Annotated in this window: 14 protein-coding genes; 6 read left to right on the top strand and 8 right to left on the bottom strand. The window is 67.0% G+C overall.

Translation table 11 applies throughout. The features are described from left to right. Positions 1-61 precede the first annotated feature (61 nt). The 6 genes from murJ to SRU_RS02590 all read right to left on the bottom strand — a co-directional run bounded on the left by murJ (position 62) and on the right by SRU_RS02590 (position 6,018). Entirely contained in the window at positions 62-1,759 is a 1,698-nt protein-coding gene (gene murJ / locus SRU_RS02615) for a murein biosynthesis integral membrane protein MurJ (protein ID WP_011403272.1), read from the bottom strand. A gap of 98 nt (positions 1,760-1,857) precedes the next feature. Further along, positions 1,858-2,334 carry a metal-dependent hydrolase gene (locus SRU_RS02610; RefSeq protein WP_011403271.1) on the bottom strand — a complete coding sequence of 159 codons (477 nt, stop codon included), beginning with the start codon at positions 2,332-2,334 and terminating at the stop codon, positions 1,858-1,860. 168 nt (positions 2,335-2,502) lie between these two features. Further along, positions 2,503-2,931: a type II 3-dehydroquinate dehydratase gene (gene aroQ, locus SRU_RS02605; RefSeq protein WP_011403270.1), complete on the bottom strand. Its 429-nt coding sequence runs from the start codon at positions 2,929-2,931 to the stop codon at positions 2,503-2,505. A 64-nt stretch (positions 2,932-2,995) separates the two neighbouring features. Then, positions 2,996-3,853 (bottom strand): MBL fold metallo-hydrolase, encoded by an 858-nt coding sequence (locus tag SRU_RS02600; RefSeq protein WP_112903041.1) that lies wholly within the window; start codon positions 3,851-3,853, stop codon positions 2,996-2,998. A gap of 7 nt (positions 3,854-3,860) precedes the next feature. Then, entirely contained in the window at positions 3,861-4,145 is a 285-nt protein-coding gene (locus SRU_RS02595; RefSeq protein WP_011403268.1) for a hypothetical protein, read from the bottom strand. An 82-nt stretch (positions 4,146-4,227) separates the two neighbouring features. Continuing rightward, on the bottom strand, positions 4,228-6,018 hold the full coding sequence (locus SRU_RS02590) for an Rne/Rng family ribonuclease (RefSeq protein WP_011403267.1): 1,791 nt from the start codon (positions 6,016-6,018) through the stop codon (positions 4,228-4,230). Between the two features lie 616 nt (positions 6,019-6,634). On the opposite strand from SRU_RS02590, the gene SRU_RS02585 reads away from it, so the two are divergent. The 6 genes from SRU_RS02585 to SRU_RS02560 all read left to right on the top strand — a co-directional run bounded on the left by SRU_RS02585 (position 6,635) and on the right by SRU_RS02560 (position 16,453). Continuing rightward, positions 6,635-7,990 carry a citrate synthase gene (locus tag SRU_RS02585; protein ID WP_011403266.1) on the top strand — a complete coding sequence of 452 codons (1,356 nt, stop codon included), beginning with the start codon at positions 6,635-6,637 and terminating at the stop codon, positions 7,988-7,990. A gap of 164 nt (positions 7,991-8,154) precedes the next feature. Beyond that, positions 8,155-8,616 (top strand): succinate dehydrogenase, cytochrome b556 subunit, encoded by a 462-nt coding sequence (gene sdhC, locus SRU_RS02580; RefSeq protein ID WP_013061017.1) that lies wholly within the window; start codon positions 8,155-8,157, stop codon positions 8,614-8,616. A gap of 52 nt (positions 8,617-8,668) precedes the next feature. Next, the gene (locus SRU_RS02575) at positions 8,669-9,121 is read left to right on the top strand and encodes a succinate dehydrogenase hydrophobic membrane anchor subunit (protein ID WP_011403264.1); all 453 of its coding nucleotides are present in this window, start codon (positions 8,669-8,671) and stop codon (positions 9,119-9,121) included. A gap of 116 nt (positions 9,122-9,237) precedes the next feature. Then, the gene (sdhA, locus tag SRU_RS02570) at positions 9,238-10,980 is read left to right on the top strand and encodes a succinate dehydrogenase flavoprotein subunit (RefSeq protein WP_162713347.1); all 1,743 of its coding nucleotides are present in this window, start codon (positions 9,238-9,240) and stop codon (positions 10,978-10,980) included. Between the two features lie 86 nt (positions 10,981-11,066). Further along, complete coding sequence (locus SRU_RS02565) at positions 11,067-11,798, top strand: succinate dehydrogenase iron-sulfur subunit (RefSeq protein ID WP_011403262.1); 732 nt, start codon at positions 11,067-11,069, stop codon at positions 11,796-11,798. Positions 11,799-12,433: 635 nt separating this feature from the next. Beyond that, positions 12,434-16,453 (top strand): hybrid sensor histidine kinase/response regulator, encoded by a 4,020-nt coding sequence (locus SRU_RS02560; RefSeq protein ID WP_237701861.1) that lies wholly within the window; start codon positions 12,434-12,436, stop codon positions 16,451-16,453. A gap of 172 nt (positions 16,454-16,625) precedes the next feature. Here SRU_RS02560 and SRU_RS02555 read toward each other — a convergent pair whose 3' ends face one another. Further along, the gene (locus SRU_RS02555; protein WP_011403260.1) at positions 16,626-17,750 is read right to left on the bottom strand and encodes an aspartokinase; all 1,125 of its coding nucleotides are present in this window, start codon (positions 17,748-17,750) and stop codon (positions 16,626-16,628) included. A 23-nt stretch (positions 17,751-17,773) separates the two neighbouring features. Next, entirely contained in the window at positions 17,774-18,727 is a 954-nt protein-coding gene (locus tag SRU_RS02550) for an aspartate kinase (protein ID WP_011403259.1), read from the bottom strand. Positions 18,728-18,793 lie beyond the last annotated feature (66 nt).

Here is an 18,793-nt window from a genome sequence, read left to right as displayed (position 1 = left end):
CGCATGGTTCACACCCCGCAAATCTGCGGCCATTCTTGCTAAATCGGCCCCCTCCACGCCGCTACCCAAAGAACCGCCGCGTCCACGCCTCGATCTCGCCGACGCCGAGCCCCCAGGCCGCCCCGAGGTAGGCGGCCGCGTACGCCGCCACGACGAGCGGCGCCACGAGGAGCACATGCCAGCTCGGGAGGAGGCCCCACGCGGCCGCCCCCGGCCCGAGCGACACGAGCGCGAGGCCCACCATGCGCCCGACGGGGCCCCACGGAATGCGCGCGTCGGGGAGCGGCCCCCGAAGCCAGTGCCGCAGCGCCGCGACCTCCACCCACGCCCCGACCGTGGCCCCCAGGCTGAGCCCGAGCGCGCCGAGGAAAAGCGCGTCGCCCGACAGCGGGCCCACAACCCGTTCGAGCGCAATCGTGTCGAGCCAGAACATCGCGGGCACGGCCACGAGCGTCGAGACCGTGACGCGCAGGACGGCAATCCAGGCCGGCGTCGTGGTGTCGCCGATCGCGTAAAACGCGTTCTGGAGGAGGCGCGAGAAGGTCGTCGCCAGGATGCCGAGGCTATACCCGCCGAGCACGATCGCGACGAGCCACGTGCTCGCCGCCTGGAACTGGCCGGTCCGGAAGAGCGCCCCCACCAGCAGCACGCCGAAGGCAAGGTAGCCCACCACCGTCGGCACCGTGAGGAACGCAATCTGCCGCAGCGAGCGGCGCAGGCGTGCCGAGAACGCCGCCACCTTCTCTTGCGTCAGGCGCGACAGCTCCGGCAGCTCCGAAGCGGCCACCGACATGCCAAAAAGACTGATGGGCAGCATGTAGAGCAGCTGGGCGTAGCGGAGCGCGCTGAGGGCCCCCACCGCCAGCCACGACGCCAGAAACAGATCGAGGTACGCCGACAGCTGCGCCACGCCCCGGCTCGCCACCACCGGCCCGAACGCGCTGAGCGCCTCGCGCACCCCCTCCACGCGCGTCGACAGCGACAACGAGAAGCCCTCCATCTCCCGCACCACGAACGGCAGCTGCACCCCAAACTGAAACAACCCGCCGCCGAAGGCCCCCACGCAGGCAACCAGAAGCAGCTGTGTAAGGGCGTCGCTCGACAGGGCGTCCGGCGCGCCGGGCGTGCCGGCCAGCACGTACCCGCCGCCGAAGAGGGTTGCGATGATGGCCGCGTTCCACAGCGTCGGCGCCACGTAAGGGACAAAGAACTGGCGGTGGCTGTTGAGCACGCCTAACGCCCACGCCGAGAGCACGAGCACCCCGGCCATCGGAAAGATGAGGCGCACGGCCCGCACCGCCAGGTCAAATCGGTTGAACGGAAGGTCCCCCGCCGCTACCTGGGCTGCATCGTCCAGGAAGCCCGGCGCCAGCACCGTCACGATCGGCTCCGCAAAGACGACCCCGAGTAGCGCCACGCCGCCCGCCGCGGCCAGCAGCACCCCAAAGATGGCCCCCGCAAAGCGCCCCGCCGCCGCGGGCCGGTCTTCGTCGAGCAGGCGGCTGTAGATGGGGATGAACGCGGCCGAGATCGTGCCCTCTCCCAGCAGGTTCTGCAGCAGGTTGGGCGACTTGAAGGCCACCTGCAGCACGTCCGCGTGCGCCCCCACCCCAAAGAAGTAGGCCACCGCCCGCTCCCGCAGCAGCCCAAACATCCGGCTCAGGAAAATGCCGCCCGCCACCGATCCCGCCGCACTCTCCCCCTCCGCGTCCGACGCGGACTCTGCCTCCGCCGATACGGTCTCCGCTTCGTCACCCATCACTTGTTCTAATAACCCAACCTCCAACCAACGACCCCACCCGATGCCCCCTCAACTCTCAACGCAAAACCCTCACCGTTCAACCCATAACCAGAAACCTACCACAGCCGATCCACGACGAGGTGGCTCAAATACCCCACCACCGCCGCCCCGTAGAACGGGAGCCCCACGAGCGGCCGCCCCGGCACGTGGAGGTACGGGAGGATGAGCAACGGCGACGGCACCAGCACCATCGCCCACCAGGTGTGCGTCCAGCCCCGGTGCGTGCTCAGCACCAGCAGCACCGCCACGAGGCCCAGGTAGGCCGCGGCCCGGAACTGCTCCGTCACCACCAGGAACAGGTCTACGGCAAAGAAAATCGAGTAGAAGATCTCCTGCCCCTTCGAATCGGTGTCCACGTCCGGCCAGAGGCCAAACAGGAGCGCCAGCGCCAGGAGCGCGAGCGGGTAGCCCACCTGCTCCAGCGCCGTAAACTGCCGGTAGGCCGCGTCGACGGAGAACGCGTACCCGAGGGCCGCCAGGTACGCGCCCCCAAAGACCGTCGCGCCCGCAATGTGACCCTTGTAGCCCGCCATCTAGTCAGTACCGAAATGCAACAGCAACAGCAAACGGAGAGATTGGAGAGAGGGCCACGGTGGGAATGAACAGCCTCTCCCAACTCTCAACCCTCAACTCTCCACGTTCCCACACTGCACGTCTCTCCGGAACGGCCTCCCTGTCCGTCCCCCGCACTCCCTCACGCCTCACGTGTCACGGTTCACGAAGTACTCCACCGCCAGCCGATACCCCGCCGCCCCGAACCCGCTCATCTGCCCCACGCAGGCCGGGGCGATCCGCGACGTGCGCCGGAAGTCCTCGCGGGCGTGGACGTTGGACAGGTGCACCTCCACCACGGGCGGATCGATGGCGGCCACGGCGTCCCGCAGGGCGACGGACGTGTGCGTGTACCCGCCTGGATTGAAGACGACGCCGTCGACGCCATCCTCGTGCGCGGCGTGCAGGTGATCGATGAGCGCGCCTTCGCTGTTCTCCTGCGCGAACCGAAGCGTGACCTTGAGAAACGCCGCGGTGAGATCCGCCTCAATGTCGGCGAGCGTCGTGGTGCCGTAGGTCTCCGGCTCGCGGACACCGAGCAGGTTCAGGTTGGGGCCGTTGAGGACAAGGAGGGGCACGGGGCGCAACGGGTCGTGACGGAGAAAAACTCCCTCCCATCAATTGCCGACCGGGCGGAAAGATTCACCGCTCGTCCTGCCCGGCAGAATCGTACGCCGGCACCTCCAGCGTGAGCCCGTCGTGGGCGAGGTGGACGTCGTCGGGGAGGGCGGCCTCCGCCTCGGCGTGGCGCACGTCGTGGGTCATGTGGACGAGGTACGTCTCGCGTGCTCCGATGCGGCGGGCGGCGGCCACGGCCTCGTCGAACGAGAAATGGGTGGGGTGCGGCCGGGGGCGGAGGCCGTCGAGGACGAGCGTGTCGATGCCCTGCAGTTGCTCGTAGCTGGCCTCGGGGATGGCACTCGCGTCCGTCAGGTACGCGAAGCGGCCGAGGCGGTAGCCGTACACCGGCACGTCGCCGTGCATCAGCAAGATGGGGTCGACGGGAACCGCGGTGTCGGCGGCGGTGCGGCTCGGCACGCGGAACGGGCCGTCCACGACCTCCAGCTCCACGTTCGCGGCGCCGGGATACGGGTCCCCCCCAAAGACGTAGTCGTAGTTGCGCCGGAGCACCGCGGCGGTCTCGGCGTGGGCGTAGCACGGCATCACGCGCCGGTTGTCCCGGAAGTAGGGCCGCAGGTCGTCGAGCCCCACGACGTGGTCGAAGTGGTGGTGGGTGTAGCAGACCGCGTCGATGCGGTCGATGTCTTCGCGGAGGGCCTGCGCCCGAAAGTCCGGGCCTGTATCGATGAGGAGGCCCATGTCGCCCACCTCCACGTAGCAGGCACAGCGGGTGCGCGTGTCACGCGGATCAGCGGAGGTGCACACCTCGCAGTCGCACCCGATGACGGGCACCCCGGTGGAGGTCCCCGTCCCCAACAAGGTGGCGGTGACCGGGGGCGTACGGGCGTGGCGGTCGGCCGGCGGGACGTCTGTGGACACGTGGGGACTAGTGGTCATGTGGGGCCTCCGCCGACATGTGCTCCGCCCAGGCCTCTTCGAGGGCCCGTCGCACCGCCGGCTTCAGGTAGATGGTATCGAGCGGGGCGTCCCGCAACGCCTCGGCCAACACCACCAGCTGCGTCTCGGGCAGGTCGTTCGTGTTGAGCATAATCACCTCCTCCCCCGCCACGACGCAGCGGCCCCCACGGAAGTTGCCAGCCTCGGCCCGGACCTCGATCCCCAGCCGGGCCGCAACCCCTTCCAGTTCGTCGATGATCGTAGTGGTGTCCATACCGCACAGTCACACTCCAACAAAAACGCGCCCCATTTCATCCCGGGCTGCCCCCCAGTTGTTTCCCCGTCGCCGGCCCCCGCTACGGCGACTCCGGCAGGGGAGCGCCGGACTCGTCCGTCACCTGAAAGGTGTGCGGCGGCACCTCGGTGTCCGCCTCGACGTGGACGCGCACCAGGTGCTCCATGAACCAGCGGGTCGTGTACGTGGGCACGGGGCGCCGCAGGAACGCCGCGACGAACGGATGCACCCGGAGCGTCACGGCGCGGTGGGTGTCGCTGTGCGCCACGAGCCACTGCTCGATGTCCTCCACAAGTTCGTCGGGGGCGGCGTCCCCCTCTGCGGAGGCGGCGGATCCATCCGACGAAGACGGACGTGGCGTCGCGTTCTCCGCCGTCTGCTGGGCCCGGGCCGCTTCGAGCTTGTCTTCGAGCGCCTGAATTTTCTGCCGCAGGGCCGTCACCTCTTCGTCCGGGGTGTCGTCCTCCGCCTTCAGGCGCTTCACCTCGCGCTCGCGCTTCTCCACCTCCTTCTCCAGGCTCTGAATTTTGCGCTCGGCCTGGCGGAGCTCTTCGGGGTCGGCCCCGTCGTCGCCGTCGTCGGACGGGGTCCCGTTGGCCGACGAAAAGGTCGTCGTGATGCTGGGGCGGAGCCGCTGGCGGGTGATCTCGACGAGCCCAAAGTCGCTCATCGGCAGCACCTTCGTCACCGCGCGGTCTTCCTCGAAGCCCTTCTTGACCTCGTCGTAGACCTTTTTCTTGTCGTCCTCATCCCGCAGGTCGATGAAGTCGACGACGATGATGCCCCCCAGGTCGCGGAGTCGAATCTGCCGGGCAATCACGCGGGCGGCCTCCAGGTTGACGTTGAGCGAGTTTTCGGCCTGCGATTTGCCCTTCCCGGAGCGTCCCGAGTTTACGTCGACCACGTGCATCGCCTCGGTCTTCTCGATGAAGAGGTAGCCGCCGGACGGCAGCTCCACGCGGTCCTTGAACGCGCGGTCGGCCCCGTGCTGGATCCCCACCGACTCGAAGACCGGCTGGTCGCCCTCGTGCAGCTCCACGCGGTCGACCAGCTGCGGCCCCACGGCCCGCACGTAGCTCTGAATGCTGCTGTACAGCCCCTCGTGGTCGACCAGGATGCGGTCGTACTCCTCCGAAAACTCATCCCGCACGATGGAGGACGCCATGTCCACATCCTCGTGCACGAGCTCCGGGGGACTCGGCTTGTCCTTGAGGCGCTTCTCCACGCGGCGCCACCGCTCCATCAGCAGCTTCATGTCCTTGTCCAGCGACTTGGCGTCGCGGTCCTGGGCCACGGTGCGCACGATGACCCCCACGCCGTCGGGGACGAGGCTGCTGGCCAGGGACTCGAGGCGGCGGCGCTCCTCGTCGTCGGTAATCTTGCGGGAGACGGCAACGTAGTTCTGCAGGGGCACCAGCACCAGGAAGCGCCCCGCGAGCGAGATGTCCGTGGAGATGCGGCTGCCCTTGTTCGAGATGGGCTCCTTGGTGACCTGGACGAGGATCGTCTGCCCGCGGTTCAGCAGGTCGGACGGGCGCTTGTCCCAGTCTTTCTTTCCCTTCGGCACATCGATCGCCTCCACCGTCGGCGCCTCGAGCCCCAGGAAGTCGAGCAGGTACGGCAGGTTGTCGGACAGGTCCGAGAAGTGGAGAAAGGCGTCCTGCTCCTGCCCGATGTCGACGAAGGCCGCCTGGATGCTGGGCATCACCTTTCGGATCTGCCCCAGGTACAGGTTGCCAATCGTGCGCTTGTGCTCGGCGTTTTCAATGTAGAGCTCGACGAGCTTGCCATCTTCGACGATGGCGATGCGCGTCTGCTCGTTGCCGACGTTGAAGACAATTTCTTTGGACATATGTGGGGTCGGGGTGTGCCTGCCCCTGTGCCGGCGGGCGGGAGTGGGTCCAACGGGCGCTTCGCAACATCAGTACAAACGGAACAACAGCGAAGGGACCAAGCGGAACTGCCACCAGGGTCGGCCAGGCGTGATGTGACGACTGGCTGCGAGGCACCGCCGTGCGGCGCCCAACGGACCCTGAACCGGCACCGAGTGCTCGGGCACGGATTGACTCGTGAGCAATGGGTTCGAACGGGGCTGCCTCCCTGTGTCCGGACACAGCCAAACGGAGTGGGATGCGGGTCAGTAGACGAAGCCGAACGGGGACCGCGACGAGGCGCAGGCCGTGCCTCTGCTGTGCAGAACGGCCGGCCCGCGCGTCTGCGTCCCCAGACTCGCCCCGCGAGCCATGCCGTGGTCGATTGCGTGTTTTCGGCTGCTCGCGTGCATGAGCGCATCCCTGGCACCCTCGGGAACGCTTCCCGTGAATGCCGAATGTCACCTAAGAGTATTGTCTTTCCGGCTTGAATGATCCCCAGGGGGACGTGAGACGGCCAGCGCCCCCCCGAGCCCTCCCTTAAATCAAAATTCGTGAGTCCGTCGCGCCGTCGTTTGTATAATGGGGCAGCTCCAAATGTTGCTCTGCAGTGAGAAGACCCCTGCGTGGGCGGGCCCTCGGGGCCTTCTGCAAAAGCGCTCCCGGGCGGACTCACTGAACGCGGGCCTTTCGCAACGCCCCGCCTGCCTGCGTCCATGTCCCTTCGGCCGTGACGGCCATGCTGTTTCCATTCCACTTCGGCTTTCACCACACACGTTCTTCGATATGGCTGACCAAGAATCTGTAACGGAGTTGACAACCGACAAGGCTCCCATTAAGGCCCGAGGACTCGAGGGCGTCATTGCCCTCGAATCAGAACTGTCCTCCATCGATGGGGACAAGGGCCAACTCATCTACCGCGGCTACGACATCCACGACCTCGCCGACCACGCCTCGTTCGAAGAGGTCGTGTACCTGCTCCGCCACGGCGAGCTTCCAACCCAGTCCGAGCTCGACGACTTCTCGTCCCACCTGCGTAGCGAGCGGGCCCTCCCCGCCCCCATCCTGAATCTTCTGCGCGAGACGCCCGCAGACGCCCACCCCATGGCGGTCCTCCGCACGGCGGTGTCCGCCCTCGCCCTCTACGACGAGGAGGCCGACACGATGGAAGAGGCCGCCAACCACCGCAAGGCCGACCGCATCCTCGCCCAGATTCCGACCATCATCGCGGCGTTCGATCGCCTGCGGAAGGACAAGGAGCCGGTCGCCCCGCTGGATCACGGCTCGATGGCCCACAATTTTCTCTACATGCTGAACGGGGAGAAGCCGGGCGCGGCCGCCGAGGACACCTTCGACGTGTGCCTCGTGCTACACGCCGACCACGGCCTGAACGCCTCCACGTTTACCAGCCGGGTCATTGGGTCGACCCTCTCGGACATGTATTCCGCGGTCTCCGGGTCGGTCGGCGCCCTGAAGGGACGGCTGCACGGCGGGGCCAACCAGGAGGTGATGCGTATGCTCCTCGACATCGACGAGAAGGGCGCGGACCCGACGTCGTACATCCGGGACCGCCTCGACGCCGACGAGCGCGTGATGGGCTTCGGCCACCGCGTGTACAACACGATGGACCCTCGCGCCGCCATCCTCCGCACCATGGTGAAAGAGCTCAGCGAAGAGGCCGGCGACATGAAGTGGTACAAGTACACCACGAAAATCCACGAGACGATGACGGAGGAGACGGGCATCGACCCCAACGTGGACTTCTTCAGCGGCCCCACCTACTACCAGCTTGGGCTCGACCCCGACCTCTTCACCACCATCTTTGCGTTGAGCCGCACGGCCGGCTGGACCGCCCACCTTCTGGAGCAGTGGGCCGACAACCGCCTGATCCGACCGCGCGCCCAGTATGTGGGGGCCCGCGACCGGACCGTGGCGCCCATCGCGGAGCGGTAGGAGGCATTCGGGGGCCGAGGCAAATCTTCGGTTCCCGAAACCTCTGCCTCTCCCCCTTCATTTTGATCCCTGCCGCGGGTATTGTTGTATGAGGCGAGTAACGATCTGACGCGTGCCTCCGCCTGCCCCGGTTGTTTTGCCACGTCACAATCCCTACCAGGCCCATGGCCGTTGACACCAAAGAACGCCCCTCGGCGCCCCAAGAGACGAACGCGACCGCCGAGCAGGAAAGTCGGTTCCAGTCCTATCGCATCCGGACCGGCATGTTTGCCTGGATGATGCACCGCCTCACCGGCGTGGGACTGGTCGTGTACCTCATCGTCCACATTTGGGGCCTCACCGCACTGACGGACCCGGAGACCTTCAACGCGCTCATCGCCAAGTACCACAGTCCCATCTTTAAGGTCGGCGAGTTTGCCCTCCTGGTGGCCGTGGCCTACCACGCGATGAATGGGCTGCGCCTTGTGCTCATCGACTTCCTGGGGTGGAGCCCGAAGCAGAAAAAACTGTTCTGGACGCTAGGGGCCGTGACGGCCGTCATCATCGCCGTGGGCGGCTGGCCATCGATCTACGCGCTCGGCGAGTGGCTCCTCGGGCCCGGCTCGATGCCGACCCTGTTCCTGTAGCGTCCCCGGCCCGCCTTTCCGCCCCCGGCTCACCCTCAGGCCCCCTGTTGCTATGGCTCAGACCAACGCGCTGAACTGGTTTCTTCACCGCATCACCGGCACCTTCCTCATCTTCATGCTGATCACCCACTTTTGGGTGCAGCACTACGACCACCAGGCCGCCTCGGTCACCCACGAGGTGGTGACGGAGAAGAACGAGATGCCGGACTACCCGGACGAGGCGAAGGAGGGCGTGAAGGCCCGCTTCGGGCCGGACGCCGAGGCCACCCCGTACCAGGTGGTGATGCAGCGGCTAGCCGACCCGGTCTATGCGGTGCTGTGGAAGGGGTTCAACATCCTGTTCCTCGTCGTGGCCCTCCACCACGGCTTCTACGGCCTGAACAACGTGATGACCGACTACATCCGCGACCCCATGGGCCGACTGGTGGCCAAGTCGCTGTCGTGGACGGTGGCCCTCGGGCTGCTCATCATTGGAACCTACTCGGTGCTTACGGCCGGGTGGTGACGAGAACTAGTGCGTAGTGCGTATTGCGTATCGGAGCAATCGGCACCAGTCAGATTCTCCACGCAATACGGAATACGCAGCACGAGATACGCAATACGAAATACGCAACACGCACCATGACTTTTGAGCACGATGTCGTCGTTGTTGGAGCGGGCGGGTCTGGCCTGATGGCCGCCCTGTATGCCCGCGAGGGCGGGGCCGACGTGGGGGTGGTCTCGAAACTGCACCCCCTCCGCTCCCACACCGGGGCGGCGCAGGGCGGCATCGCCGCGGCCCTCGGCAACGAGGAGGAGGACCACTGGCTGTGGCACGCCTTCGACACGGTGAAGGGCAGCGACTACGTGGGGGACCAGGACGCCATCGAGGCGCTCTGCAAGGACGCGCCCCGCACGATCGTGGAGCTGGAGCACTACGGCGTGCCCTTCAGCCGCAACGAAGCGGGCAAGATCTCGCAGCGACGGTTCGGGGGCCACACCCGCAACTTCGGCGAGGCGCCCGTCAAGCGCTCCTGCCACGCCGCCGACCGCACCGGCCACACGATCCTGCACACGCTCTACGACCAGTGCACGAAGCAGGGCGTCCGGTTCTACGACGAGTTCCAGGTGCTGGACCTCATCATGACGGAGGACGGGGAGTGCGCCGGCGTGGTGGCCTACGAAATCCTCACCGGCGAAATCCACACCTTCCACGCCAAGCAGGTGTGCTTCGCGACCGGCGGCTACGGCCGTGCCTTCGAGACCACCTCCAACGCGCACGCCGGCACGGGCGACGGCATGGGCATCATGCTGCGCAACGGCATCCCGCTGGAGGACATGGAGTTCGTCCAGTTCCACCCGACCGGCCTCTACCGCCTCGGGATTCTCATTACGGAGGGCGCGCGCGGAGAGGGCGGCATCCTGCGCAACAGCGAGGGGGAGCGCTTCATGGAGCGCTACGCGCCGACCGTGAAGGACCTCGCCCCGCGCGACCTCGTGAGCCAGTGCATCTACCAGGAAATCCGAGAGGGCCGGGGCGTGCAGGGCGAGAACTACGTCCACCTCGACCTGACCCACCTCGACAACGCGATCCTCGACAACAAGCTGCCGGAGGTCACCGAGTTCTCACGGACCTACATGGGCGTGGACCCGAAGGAGGAGCCCATTCCGGTGGTGCCCACCTGCCACTACGCGATGGGCGGCATTCCGGCCAACGAGGACGGCCACGTGGAGGTGGGCGAACGGGGCGAGTACGTGCCGGGCCTCTACGCGGTGGGCGAGTGCGCCTGTGTAAGCATCCACGGCGCCAACCGCCTCGGCACCAACGCCCTCCTGGAGCTCGTGGTGATGGGCCGCCGCACCGGCATCGAGATGGCCAAGCAGGTGCGCCAGGGCAAGGACTACGCCCCACTGCCCGAGAAGCCGGAGGCGGACACGCGCGACATGCTCGATGACCTGCTCTCCAACACCCGCGACGAGGGCGAGCCCATCGTCAACGTGCGGAGCGAGCTGCAAGAGACGATGATGGAGAACGTGTCCGTCTTCCGCAACGACGACACGCTCTCCACGGCCCTCGACGACCTGCAGGGCCTCCGGAAGCGCGCGAAGAACGTGGTCGTGGACGACAAGAGCAAGCGGTTTAACACCGACCTGATGGACGCGGTGGAGGTGGGCTTCATGGTCGATTACGCCGAGGCCATCGCCGCCGGGGCCCGTCACCGCACGGAGAGCCGAGGGGCCCACTCCCGCGAAGACTACGAGGAGCGCAACGACGAGGACTGGCTCAAGCACACGCTCTTCCACAGCGACGCCAACGGCAGCTACGAGTTCGACGACAAGGAGGTCGTCATCACCCGGTTCGAGCCGAAGGAGCGCAGCTACTAGGGCACTCGACCCGACCGTGGGCCCGTCAATCCGGCCCCGCACCCTGTTTCCCCAGATGTCTCCACACGCATAGCGTTTTTGGACTTATGGCTGAGATGCAGCTCAATCTTGAAATCAAACGATACAACCCCGAGGAGGACGACGAGCCGCACTGGGAGTCGTACGAGGTACCGGCCGACCCGCTCGACAGCGCCCTGTCGCTCCTGCTCCACGTGAAGTGGCACATCGACGGCACCCTCTCGCTCCGCAAGAGCTGCGCGCATGGCATCTGCGGGTCCGACGCCATGCAGATTAACGGCGAGAACAAGCTCGCCTGCTCGGTGCTGGTGCAGGATCTGGTAGACGAGGATGGGGACACGATCACGTATGCCCCCCTTCCTTCCGCCCCGGTGGTGAAGGATCTTATCATCGACCAGAGCCGCTTCTTCGAGAAGTACCGGGAGGTGAAGCCGTGGCTCATCACCGACGGGCCCGCCCCGGAACGGGAGCGGGAGCAGAGCCCCGAGGAGCACGCCATGATCGAGGACGCCACGAAGTGCATCATGTGCGGCGCCTGCACGCACGCCTGTCCCTCCACCTGGGCCGACCCCGACTATCTCGGGCCCGCGGCCATGCTGAAGGCGTACCGCTACACCTTCGACAGCCGCGACGACGGGGCCGAGGAGCGCCTCGACGTGGTCGACTCGCCCGATGGCCTCTGGAAGTGCTACACCATCTTCAACTGCAACGAGGCCTGCCCCAAGGACATCGACATCACGCGCTGGCTCTCGGCCCTGAAGCGCCGCGCCGCTACGTCTCAGGCCTCCACGACGGCCTAGCCGCTCTCGGCCAGGCGGCGGCCCGGCCGTTTCTTGCCTGACTCCCTGTCCCCATCGAGGCCTCCTGCCCCCAGGCAGGGGGCCTTTTTCGTGTCTGCGCCCCCCACGCTGCCGAGCGCATCTCGGGGCGCGTGCGACGACCCGGGACTGGGGGGCTACCGGCCGATCGTCGACGCCGTGAGCGGGAACGCCTGAACGGCCAGCAAAATTGGGGACAAGAGGGCATTGGCATCGTCCACCAGGGGGGCCGAGGGACACTGCAGGGCAGTCCTCCCTGCGGCGGCCCGGAAACAGAACCGACAGGGCTGACGCAGGGACGGATGCACGTCTCAGTACGCCCCCTCGACAAGACGACCCCTCAGGCGTGTCCCGATCGATTGCCAACGCCCCCACGAGCCGGATCGTCACGGAGACAGTTCCCATCGGCCGTATCCTCCCGGTTCACGTACGTTGCCTTCGACCAGTAGCAGAGCAGACGCGCACCCCGTCCACGTTCTTGACGTACAAAATTTGTAAAAATACTGCCGGAAAGACCGACTCTAGACGTGGGTCTGGCCTTATGTTTGTGGTGTATTGTCGTATGGAGCTAGAAAACATTCAGCGTTTCCTCCTTTTTGCAGGGCTCTCCTTCCGCCGTGCCCCGAAGCGATGACTTCGTGTGGATGCTGCACAGTGCCGTGAAACGCTACGGGATCCGCCTCGCGTGTGGAGTCGTCGTGGGCGCTCTCCTGCTGTCTAGTCCCGCAGCCGCCCAGAACAAGCGCATTACCGCGTACGAGACCGAGGACGGCCTACCCGAAATGCAGGTATGGGATGGGCTTCAGGGACCGGAAGGGTACCTGTGGCTCGGGCTGTACGGAGGGGGACTGGCCCGATTCGACGGCCAGGAGTTCAAACGCCTCACGATCGATGAGGGCCTTCCGGGGAATTTGGCCACGACCGTTCACACCGATTCGACCGGAGTGATCTGGGTCGGGACACTGAGCGGACTGGCACGCTACGACGGACGGGAGATGACGACGCTCACGGCGGACAACAGCGCGCTCGTTCAGAACGGCATTCAGTCGATCGTTGGGGGTACGAACGGCACCCCGGTATGGGTCGGCACGTCCGATAACGTGTACGTCCACGACGGAGAGGGCTTGCGGCAGCTCGCTCCGGACCGCCTCCAGAACCTCTACCCCGACGGCCTCGCCAGCCGAGGCGACACGCTCTGGGTGGGGACGAGCAACGGCCTGTACCGGTACACCGACTCTACACTGACCGCCCTGTCCGTCGTGGACGGCGGGGCCACGGCATCGGTGACCACGCTTGCCGCCCCGCCAAGCGGTCGCCTCTGGGTCGAGACCGGACAGGGGCTGTTTCGGCGCGTCGGCTCCCGCTTCGAAAAGCTGCCCGGCACGTCGGACCGGGACGTGCTCTCCATCCTGGACCCGTCGGGGCGGGCCCCCTGGCTCGGAACCCGGTCCGGCCTGTATCGCTGGCGGGGCGGACGGCTCCAGTCGACCGCCATCGGCGATGTGTCTGTACAGGGGCTCTTCGAGGATCAGGAGCAAAATGTCTGGGTCACCACCGATTCGGAGGGCCTCTACAAGTACCCGCACACCCCCTTCGACCATTTCTCCACGGCCGACGGCCTTCCCGGAGACGTCTCCTGGGACGTCGATCGGGGACCAAACGAGAACCTGTGGATTGCAACCCGCAACGGGCTGAGCCGCTACGACGGCACCTCCTTTACCGACGTGCCGGGCCCGGACGATCAACTGCGGCAGGAGCTCACCTCGATCCATTGGACCCAGGACGACATCCTCTGGATCGCAGCCCGGTCGACGCTCTTTCGGTACGACGGAGACACCTACACCTCGTACGACCGGGTCGAGGGCGATCCCGTCGGCACAGTGACCCGCATCGTGGAGACCCCCTCCGGCACGCTCTGGTTTGCAACCACCGAGCGTGGGCTTCTCCGTTACGACGGCTCCGGCTTTGCCCGCTTCACAACGGCCGATGGGCTGACGAGCGACCAGGTCCGGAGTGTGACCGTTGACGATACGGGCCAGGTGTGGGCCGGAGAGGGCGCAAGCCGCTTCGACGGGGCGTCGTTCCACCCCACTCCGGCCGTCGACAGCGCAGATCTCGGGGGCGTCTTGAGCCTGGAGGTGGATGCAAAGGGGCACCTGTGGATTGGGACCCAGCGCGGGGTGTTCGTCCACCCGCCCCCGCAACGGGGCGAAGCGGCCTCCCTCCGCCGCATCACCCCGGACGATGGGCTCAACGGCACGAGCTCAGTGAATCTCCATCTCGATCGGCACAACAACCTCTGGGTCGGGAATGAGGGGGGATTCAACCGAATTGACGTGGACGCGTACCACCGGACGGGGCAGGTGTCGATTCGCTCCTACGACAAGGACGTCGATCTGCGAGGGGGCGTGGCGACCGAGCATGCGACCTACGAGGCCGACGGCGGCATGCTCTGGTTCGGGACGAGCACAGGCCTCGTGCGCTATAATCCCGCACAGGACCGGGGACGGCCTGCGCCGCCTCAGACCCACCTGACGGATATTCAGCTCTATCCCGAAGACCCCGACTGGAGCCGGTACGCGGACGGCACCACCCCGTGGGAACAGCTTCCGACCAATCTGTCGCTTCCGTACGACAAGGACCACCTCATTTTTCGCTTCATCGGCATCAACTACACCGTTCCGGAGCGGGTCGCGTACAGGTACCGCCTGGAGGGGCTCGACGAGAGATGGTCAACGGCCACCAAACGACAGCGGGCCACCTACTCCAATCTGCCCCCCGGTTCGTACACCTTTCAGGTCCAGGCCGCCAACAGTGATGACGTGTGGGGCCCGGTGGAGGCCTATTCCTTCACCATCACACCGCCGTTCTGGCGGACGACATGGTTCTACCTCCTCTGCGCGATCGGCGGCATCGGGCTGGTGACTGGGCTCATCCGGTGGCGCACCTGGAGCCTACAACGACGGCAGCGTCTTCTGGAGGCGAAGGTGGCCGAGCGTACAGAAGAGCTCGAAGAGGCCCGTGAAGAGGCGCTGGCGGCAGCGGAGGCCAAAAGCAAGTTCCTCGCCAACATGAGCCACGAGATCCGCACGCCGATGAACGGGGTCATCGGCTTTGCCGACCTGCTCTCCGACACCGACCTGACGCCCGAGCAGCAGCAGTTCGTGGACGCGATCCAGAGCAGTGGGACCACGCTCCTTTCCATCATCGACGACATCCTCAACTTCTCGAAGCTGGAGGCCGGCGAGACGGAGCTGGAGGAGGCGCCCATCCGCGTACAGACCTGCATCGAGGAGGCGCTGGATCCGCTCGCCGCCAAGGTGGCGGAGAAGGGCATCGAGTTGACCTACCTGATCGACCCGGCGGTCCCGTCCGTGATTCGCGGGGATCGAACCCGCCTCCATCAGATTCTTCTCAACCTGCTGTCCAACGCGGTCAAGTTCACCGAAGAGGGCGAGGTTGCGCTCCGGGTCCGGGTGGCGTCGTCGCCCGCTACGCCGGACGGCACGTATGAGCTCCACTTCAGCGTGCGGGATACCGGCATCGGCATCCCAAAAGAAAAGCGCGACCGGCTCTTCGAGTCGTTCAGTCAGGTCGATGCGTCGAAGAGCCGGGAGCACGGGGGCACCGGGCTCGGCCTCTCCATTTCCCAGCAACTCACAGAAGCGATGGGGGGAGAAATGTGGGTCGAGAGTGCGGTCGGCGAGGGATCTACGTTCCACTTCACGATTGAGGCGGAAGAAGCGGAAGACGGCGCGCAGACCGACAAAAACGGAGTTGCTACCGGATCGTCTTCCGCGATGCAGGGCGTGCAGGTTCTTATTGTCGCCCCCAACGACACCAACCGTGCACTCCTCCGGCAGCAGACGGAGACGTGGGGCATGGAGGCGACCGTCTTCGCATCGGGAGACGAGGCGCTCCAACAGTTGGACGCGGACCGTGCCCACGAGGTGGCCCTGATAGACGAGCACCTGCCGCAGATGAGCGGACACGCGCTGGCGACTCAGCTTCGAGAACGAGCGTCCGGGACGGAGCTTCCGGTCGTTCTCCTCGGGGCCGGGCCGGCCGCCACGCCCGACCTCACGGCCCCCACCTCTCGGCTCCACAAACCGATCAAACAGTCGAGCCTCCACGACACGCTGACCGCGCTTCTGACGGGTCGTGAGAATGGCGGCTCGGGGAGGGACGGCGATCGGTCCGGCCCCGATTCGCCGTCTCGTCGTGTGCTCCTCGCGGAGGACGATGCCGTGAACCGAACGATGACGACGCAACTGTTGGAGAAGATGGGGCACGAGGTTTACACCGCATCCGACGGGGCGGAGGCCCTGGCGGCGGTCCGCGACCAGGCCTACGACGCCATCTTGATGGACGTGCAGATGCCGGAGTTGGACGGACTGGAGGCGACGCGCCGCCTCCGGAACGAGATGCCATCTGAAGAACAGCCCTACGTCGTGGCCCTCACGGCCTCCGTCACGGAGGACGACCGCAGGCGCTGCCTGGAAGCAGGGATGGACGCGTTTCTCAGCAAGCCAATTCGGAAAGACGAGCTGGCCGAGGCCCTGGATCTTGGCACTGCGCCGGACGAGGCGAGGACGGCCGCCCCCCCGCCTGAGGACCACTCGGCCCCCGACGCGTAGTCGCTGCGGAAAAGCAGGCGCCCGGACCGGTTCGGAACGGCGTGCACACACCCCGACTCCCATCCCAAAAAGGAAGGCACCGCTAGACGCCAGAAGAACGAGGGGGCATCACGGGGAATCGAGATCAACGGGCCCGAACCGACCTCGGCCCTCCCCCCATGCGGACCTCTACTTACGCCGGGGGCGACGGTGGACGGGCCTCCCGAACCGCCGTGAGCACATCCGCCAGCACCCCCGCGGCCGTCACGGACGGGCCCGCCCCCGGCCCGCGCACGACGAGGGGGACGGCGGCGTACCGGTCCGTCGTGACTTCAAACAGATTCTCCTGCGCCCCCAGTTGCCCAAGGGCCGTATCGCCCGGCACCGGTTCAACCCCCACCTCGATCCCCTCCGGCGAAAAGCGGCCCACGTACTGAAGGACCGCGCTCTCGGCCGCCGCGGCCGCCGACCGCTCCCGCCAGTATGGGTCCACCGTCGAGAGGCGATCGAGGAAGGCCTCGTAGGGGGCATCGGCGAGTGAATCCGGCACCAGGGATTCGACCTGTACCTCCGTGGGCTCGACGGCGTAGCCGGCAGTGCGCGCCAGGATCAAGAACTTCCGCGCCACGTCCGTCCCCGAAAGGTCGTCGCGCACATCAGGCTCGGCGTACCCCCGGTCGACGGCGGCCCGTACCGCCTCGCTGAACGAGGACCCGTCTCGCAGCGCGCTGAACAAGAAGGTGAGCGTGCCGGAGACGACCCCGCGGATCGAACGAACGCGATCGCCGGTGGCGACGAGGTTCCGAACGGTCTGCACCACGGGCAGCCCCGCCCCTACGGTCGTTTCGTAGCGGTACTGCACGCCCGCTTCCGCCGCCGCCTCCCGCAGCCGGTCGAAGGCGGCCTGCGAGCGGGTGTTGGCGAGCTTGCTCGGCGTAACGACGTGGACCCCCGCCCGGAGGAGTGGTTCGTAGTAGTCCGCCACGTCGGGGCTGCCGGTCGCGTCCACGAAGACGAGCGGGCGCGGCGTCTCCTGCGCAAGACGATCCACGATGGCCGGCCAGTCGGGCGGCGCGGCCTCGTCCACGCCGGCGAGCGGGGCCTCCGGATCGCGATTGGGGGCGCCCCACGCGGCGCGGCGCGACGTGCAGGCGCCGATCACATGGAGATCCCGCCCGGCGTCCCCCCGGGCGTCGATCTGTCGTAGTAGGGCCGCCCCCACGTCCCCCACGCCTGCCACGTATACATGAACCGGGGACGGACACGAGGATGTCGACGGGGCGACCGGGGGAGAGGCCGAGAACGAATGAGAAGCCATCATATGGGTGTATCAGTGCAGAGTTACCCCTGAGCGAGAGTTGGGGCGGGGACGATGCGGGTGCCCGGGGCCGCGGGGCGGTGCGTGCACCGGACGCGGAGCGGAATGCCGGCGTCCATCAGCGGATCGAGCGTGCACGGATGCATGCCGAGCCGTCCGGCTTTCGTCCAGGCGCGGGCCTGCTCGAAGTCGATGCGTTGGAGGGGCTGCGCGTCGCTGTGCGCATCCGGGTCGCGGGTATACAGGCCCTCCACGTCGGTCCAGCGCTCCATCCGTTCCGCCGCCAGCGCCCAGGCGAGGACGGCAGCCGACAAGTCACTTCCCCCGCGGCCGAGCGTGGTCGTCTTGCCGTCGGCCGTCTCCCCCACGAAGCCCGTAACGACCGGCAGGCCGGCGGCCCGCGTCCGATGCCAGTCGCGCACCTGCCGCCGGGTGGGGGCCCACTGCACCGTCGCGTCGCCGTGCGCGGCGTCGGTGCGGATGAGTGTCGCCGCGTCGACGGCCTGCGATGTGCACCCGGAGGCGTCGAGTGCGGCGGCCAGTAGCGGCACCATCAGCCGTTCGCCGGCGGCCAGTACGACGTCACGAGCCGCGGCGGCGTTTGGCCCCGCCATCTCCTGCAGCGCGCGGCGCAGCTCCGACAGTTCTGTCCGCAAGGCGGTGTCGTAGCGGGCCCGCAGCGCCTCGTCGGCAAGGGTGTTCGCGGCCAGGGCGCGGTAGCGCCGCCCCACCCGCCGCGTCCAGGCCTCGACGGAGCCGCGGTCGGCCCGGGACTCCTCTGCGGCCTGCACGAGGGCGTCCGTCACGCCCGCCGCGGCAGACACCACCACGACCGGCCGACAGGTCTCGGTGGCGGCATGAACGAGGCGGACCGCGTTTTTTATGCCGTCGGCGGAGCCGACCGACGTGCCGCCAAATTTGAGAACGCGGACGGGACGGGACGCGCATTCCGTCGAAGAGAAGGAACGATCAGGCATGGTCAGTCAGTGCTGTCGCGAGGGATGGTGCGTAGTGGGGCGGTGTGACGTGCCGTGGCGAATGTC

It is taken from the genome of Salinibacter ruber DSM 13855 (genome assembly GCF_000013045.1).
In the GTDB taxonomy this organism is placed as follows: Bacteria; Bacteroidota; Rhodothermia; order Rhodothermales; family Salinibacteraceae; genus Salinibacter; species Salinibacter ruber.
Note: the sequence above shows the minus strand (reverse complement) of the source record. Positions and strands in the feature narration are given on the sequence as shown.

Coding starts and splice junctions, on each gene's coding strand:
- murJ (WP_011403272.1), bottom strand. CDS start 1,759: ATGGGTGACGAAGCGGAGACCGTATCGGCGGAGGCAGAGTCCGCGTCG.
- SRU_RS02610 (WP_011403271.1), bottom strand. CDS start 2,334: ATGGCGGGCTACAAGGGTCACATTGCGGGCGCGACGGTCTTTGGGGGC.
- SRU_RS02555 (WP_011403260.1), bottom strand. CDS start 17,750: ATGGCTTCTCATTCGTTCTCGGCCTCTCCCCCGGTCGCCCCGTCGACA.
- sdhA (WP_162713347.1), top strand. CDS start 9,238: ATGACTTTTGAGCACGATGTCGTCGTTGTTGGAGCGGGCGGGTCTGGC.
- SRU_RS02550 (WP_011403259.1), bottom strand. CDS start 18,727: ATGCCTGATCGTTCCTTCTCTTCGACGGAATGCGCGTCCCGTCCCGTC.
- SRU_RS02585 (WP_011403266.1), top strand. CDS start 6,635: ATGTTGCTCTGCAGTGAGAAGACCCCTGCGTGGGCGGGCCCTCGGGGC.
- SRU_RS02565 (WP_011403262.1), top strand. CDS start 11,067: ATGGCTGAGATGCAGCTCAATCTTGAAATCAAACGATACAACCCCGAG.
- sdhC (WP_013061017.1), top strand. CDS start 8,155: ATGGCCGTTGACACCAAAGAACGCCCCTCGGCGCCCCAAGAGACGAAC.
- SRU_RS02575 (WP_011403264.1), top strand. CDS start 8,669: ATGGCTCAGACCAACGCGCTGAACTGGTTTCTTCACCGCATCACCGGC.
- SRU_RS02590 (WP_011403267.1), bottom strand. CDS start 6,018: ATGTCCAAAGAAATTGTCTTCAACGTCGGCAACGAGCAGACGCGCATC.
- SRU_RS02595 (WP_011403268.1), bottom strand. CDS start 4,145: ATGGACACCACTACGATCATCGACGAACTGGAAGGGGTTGCGGCCCGG.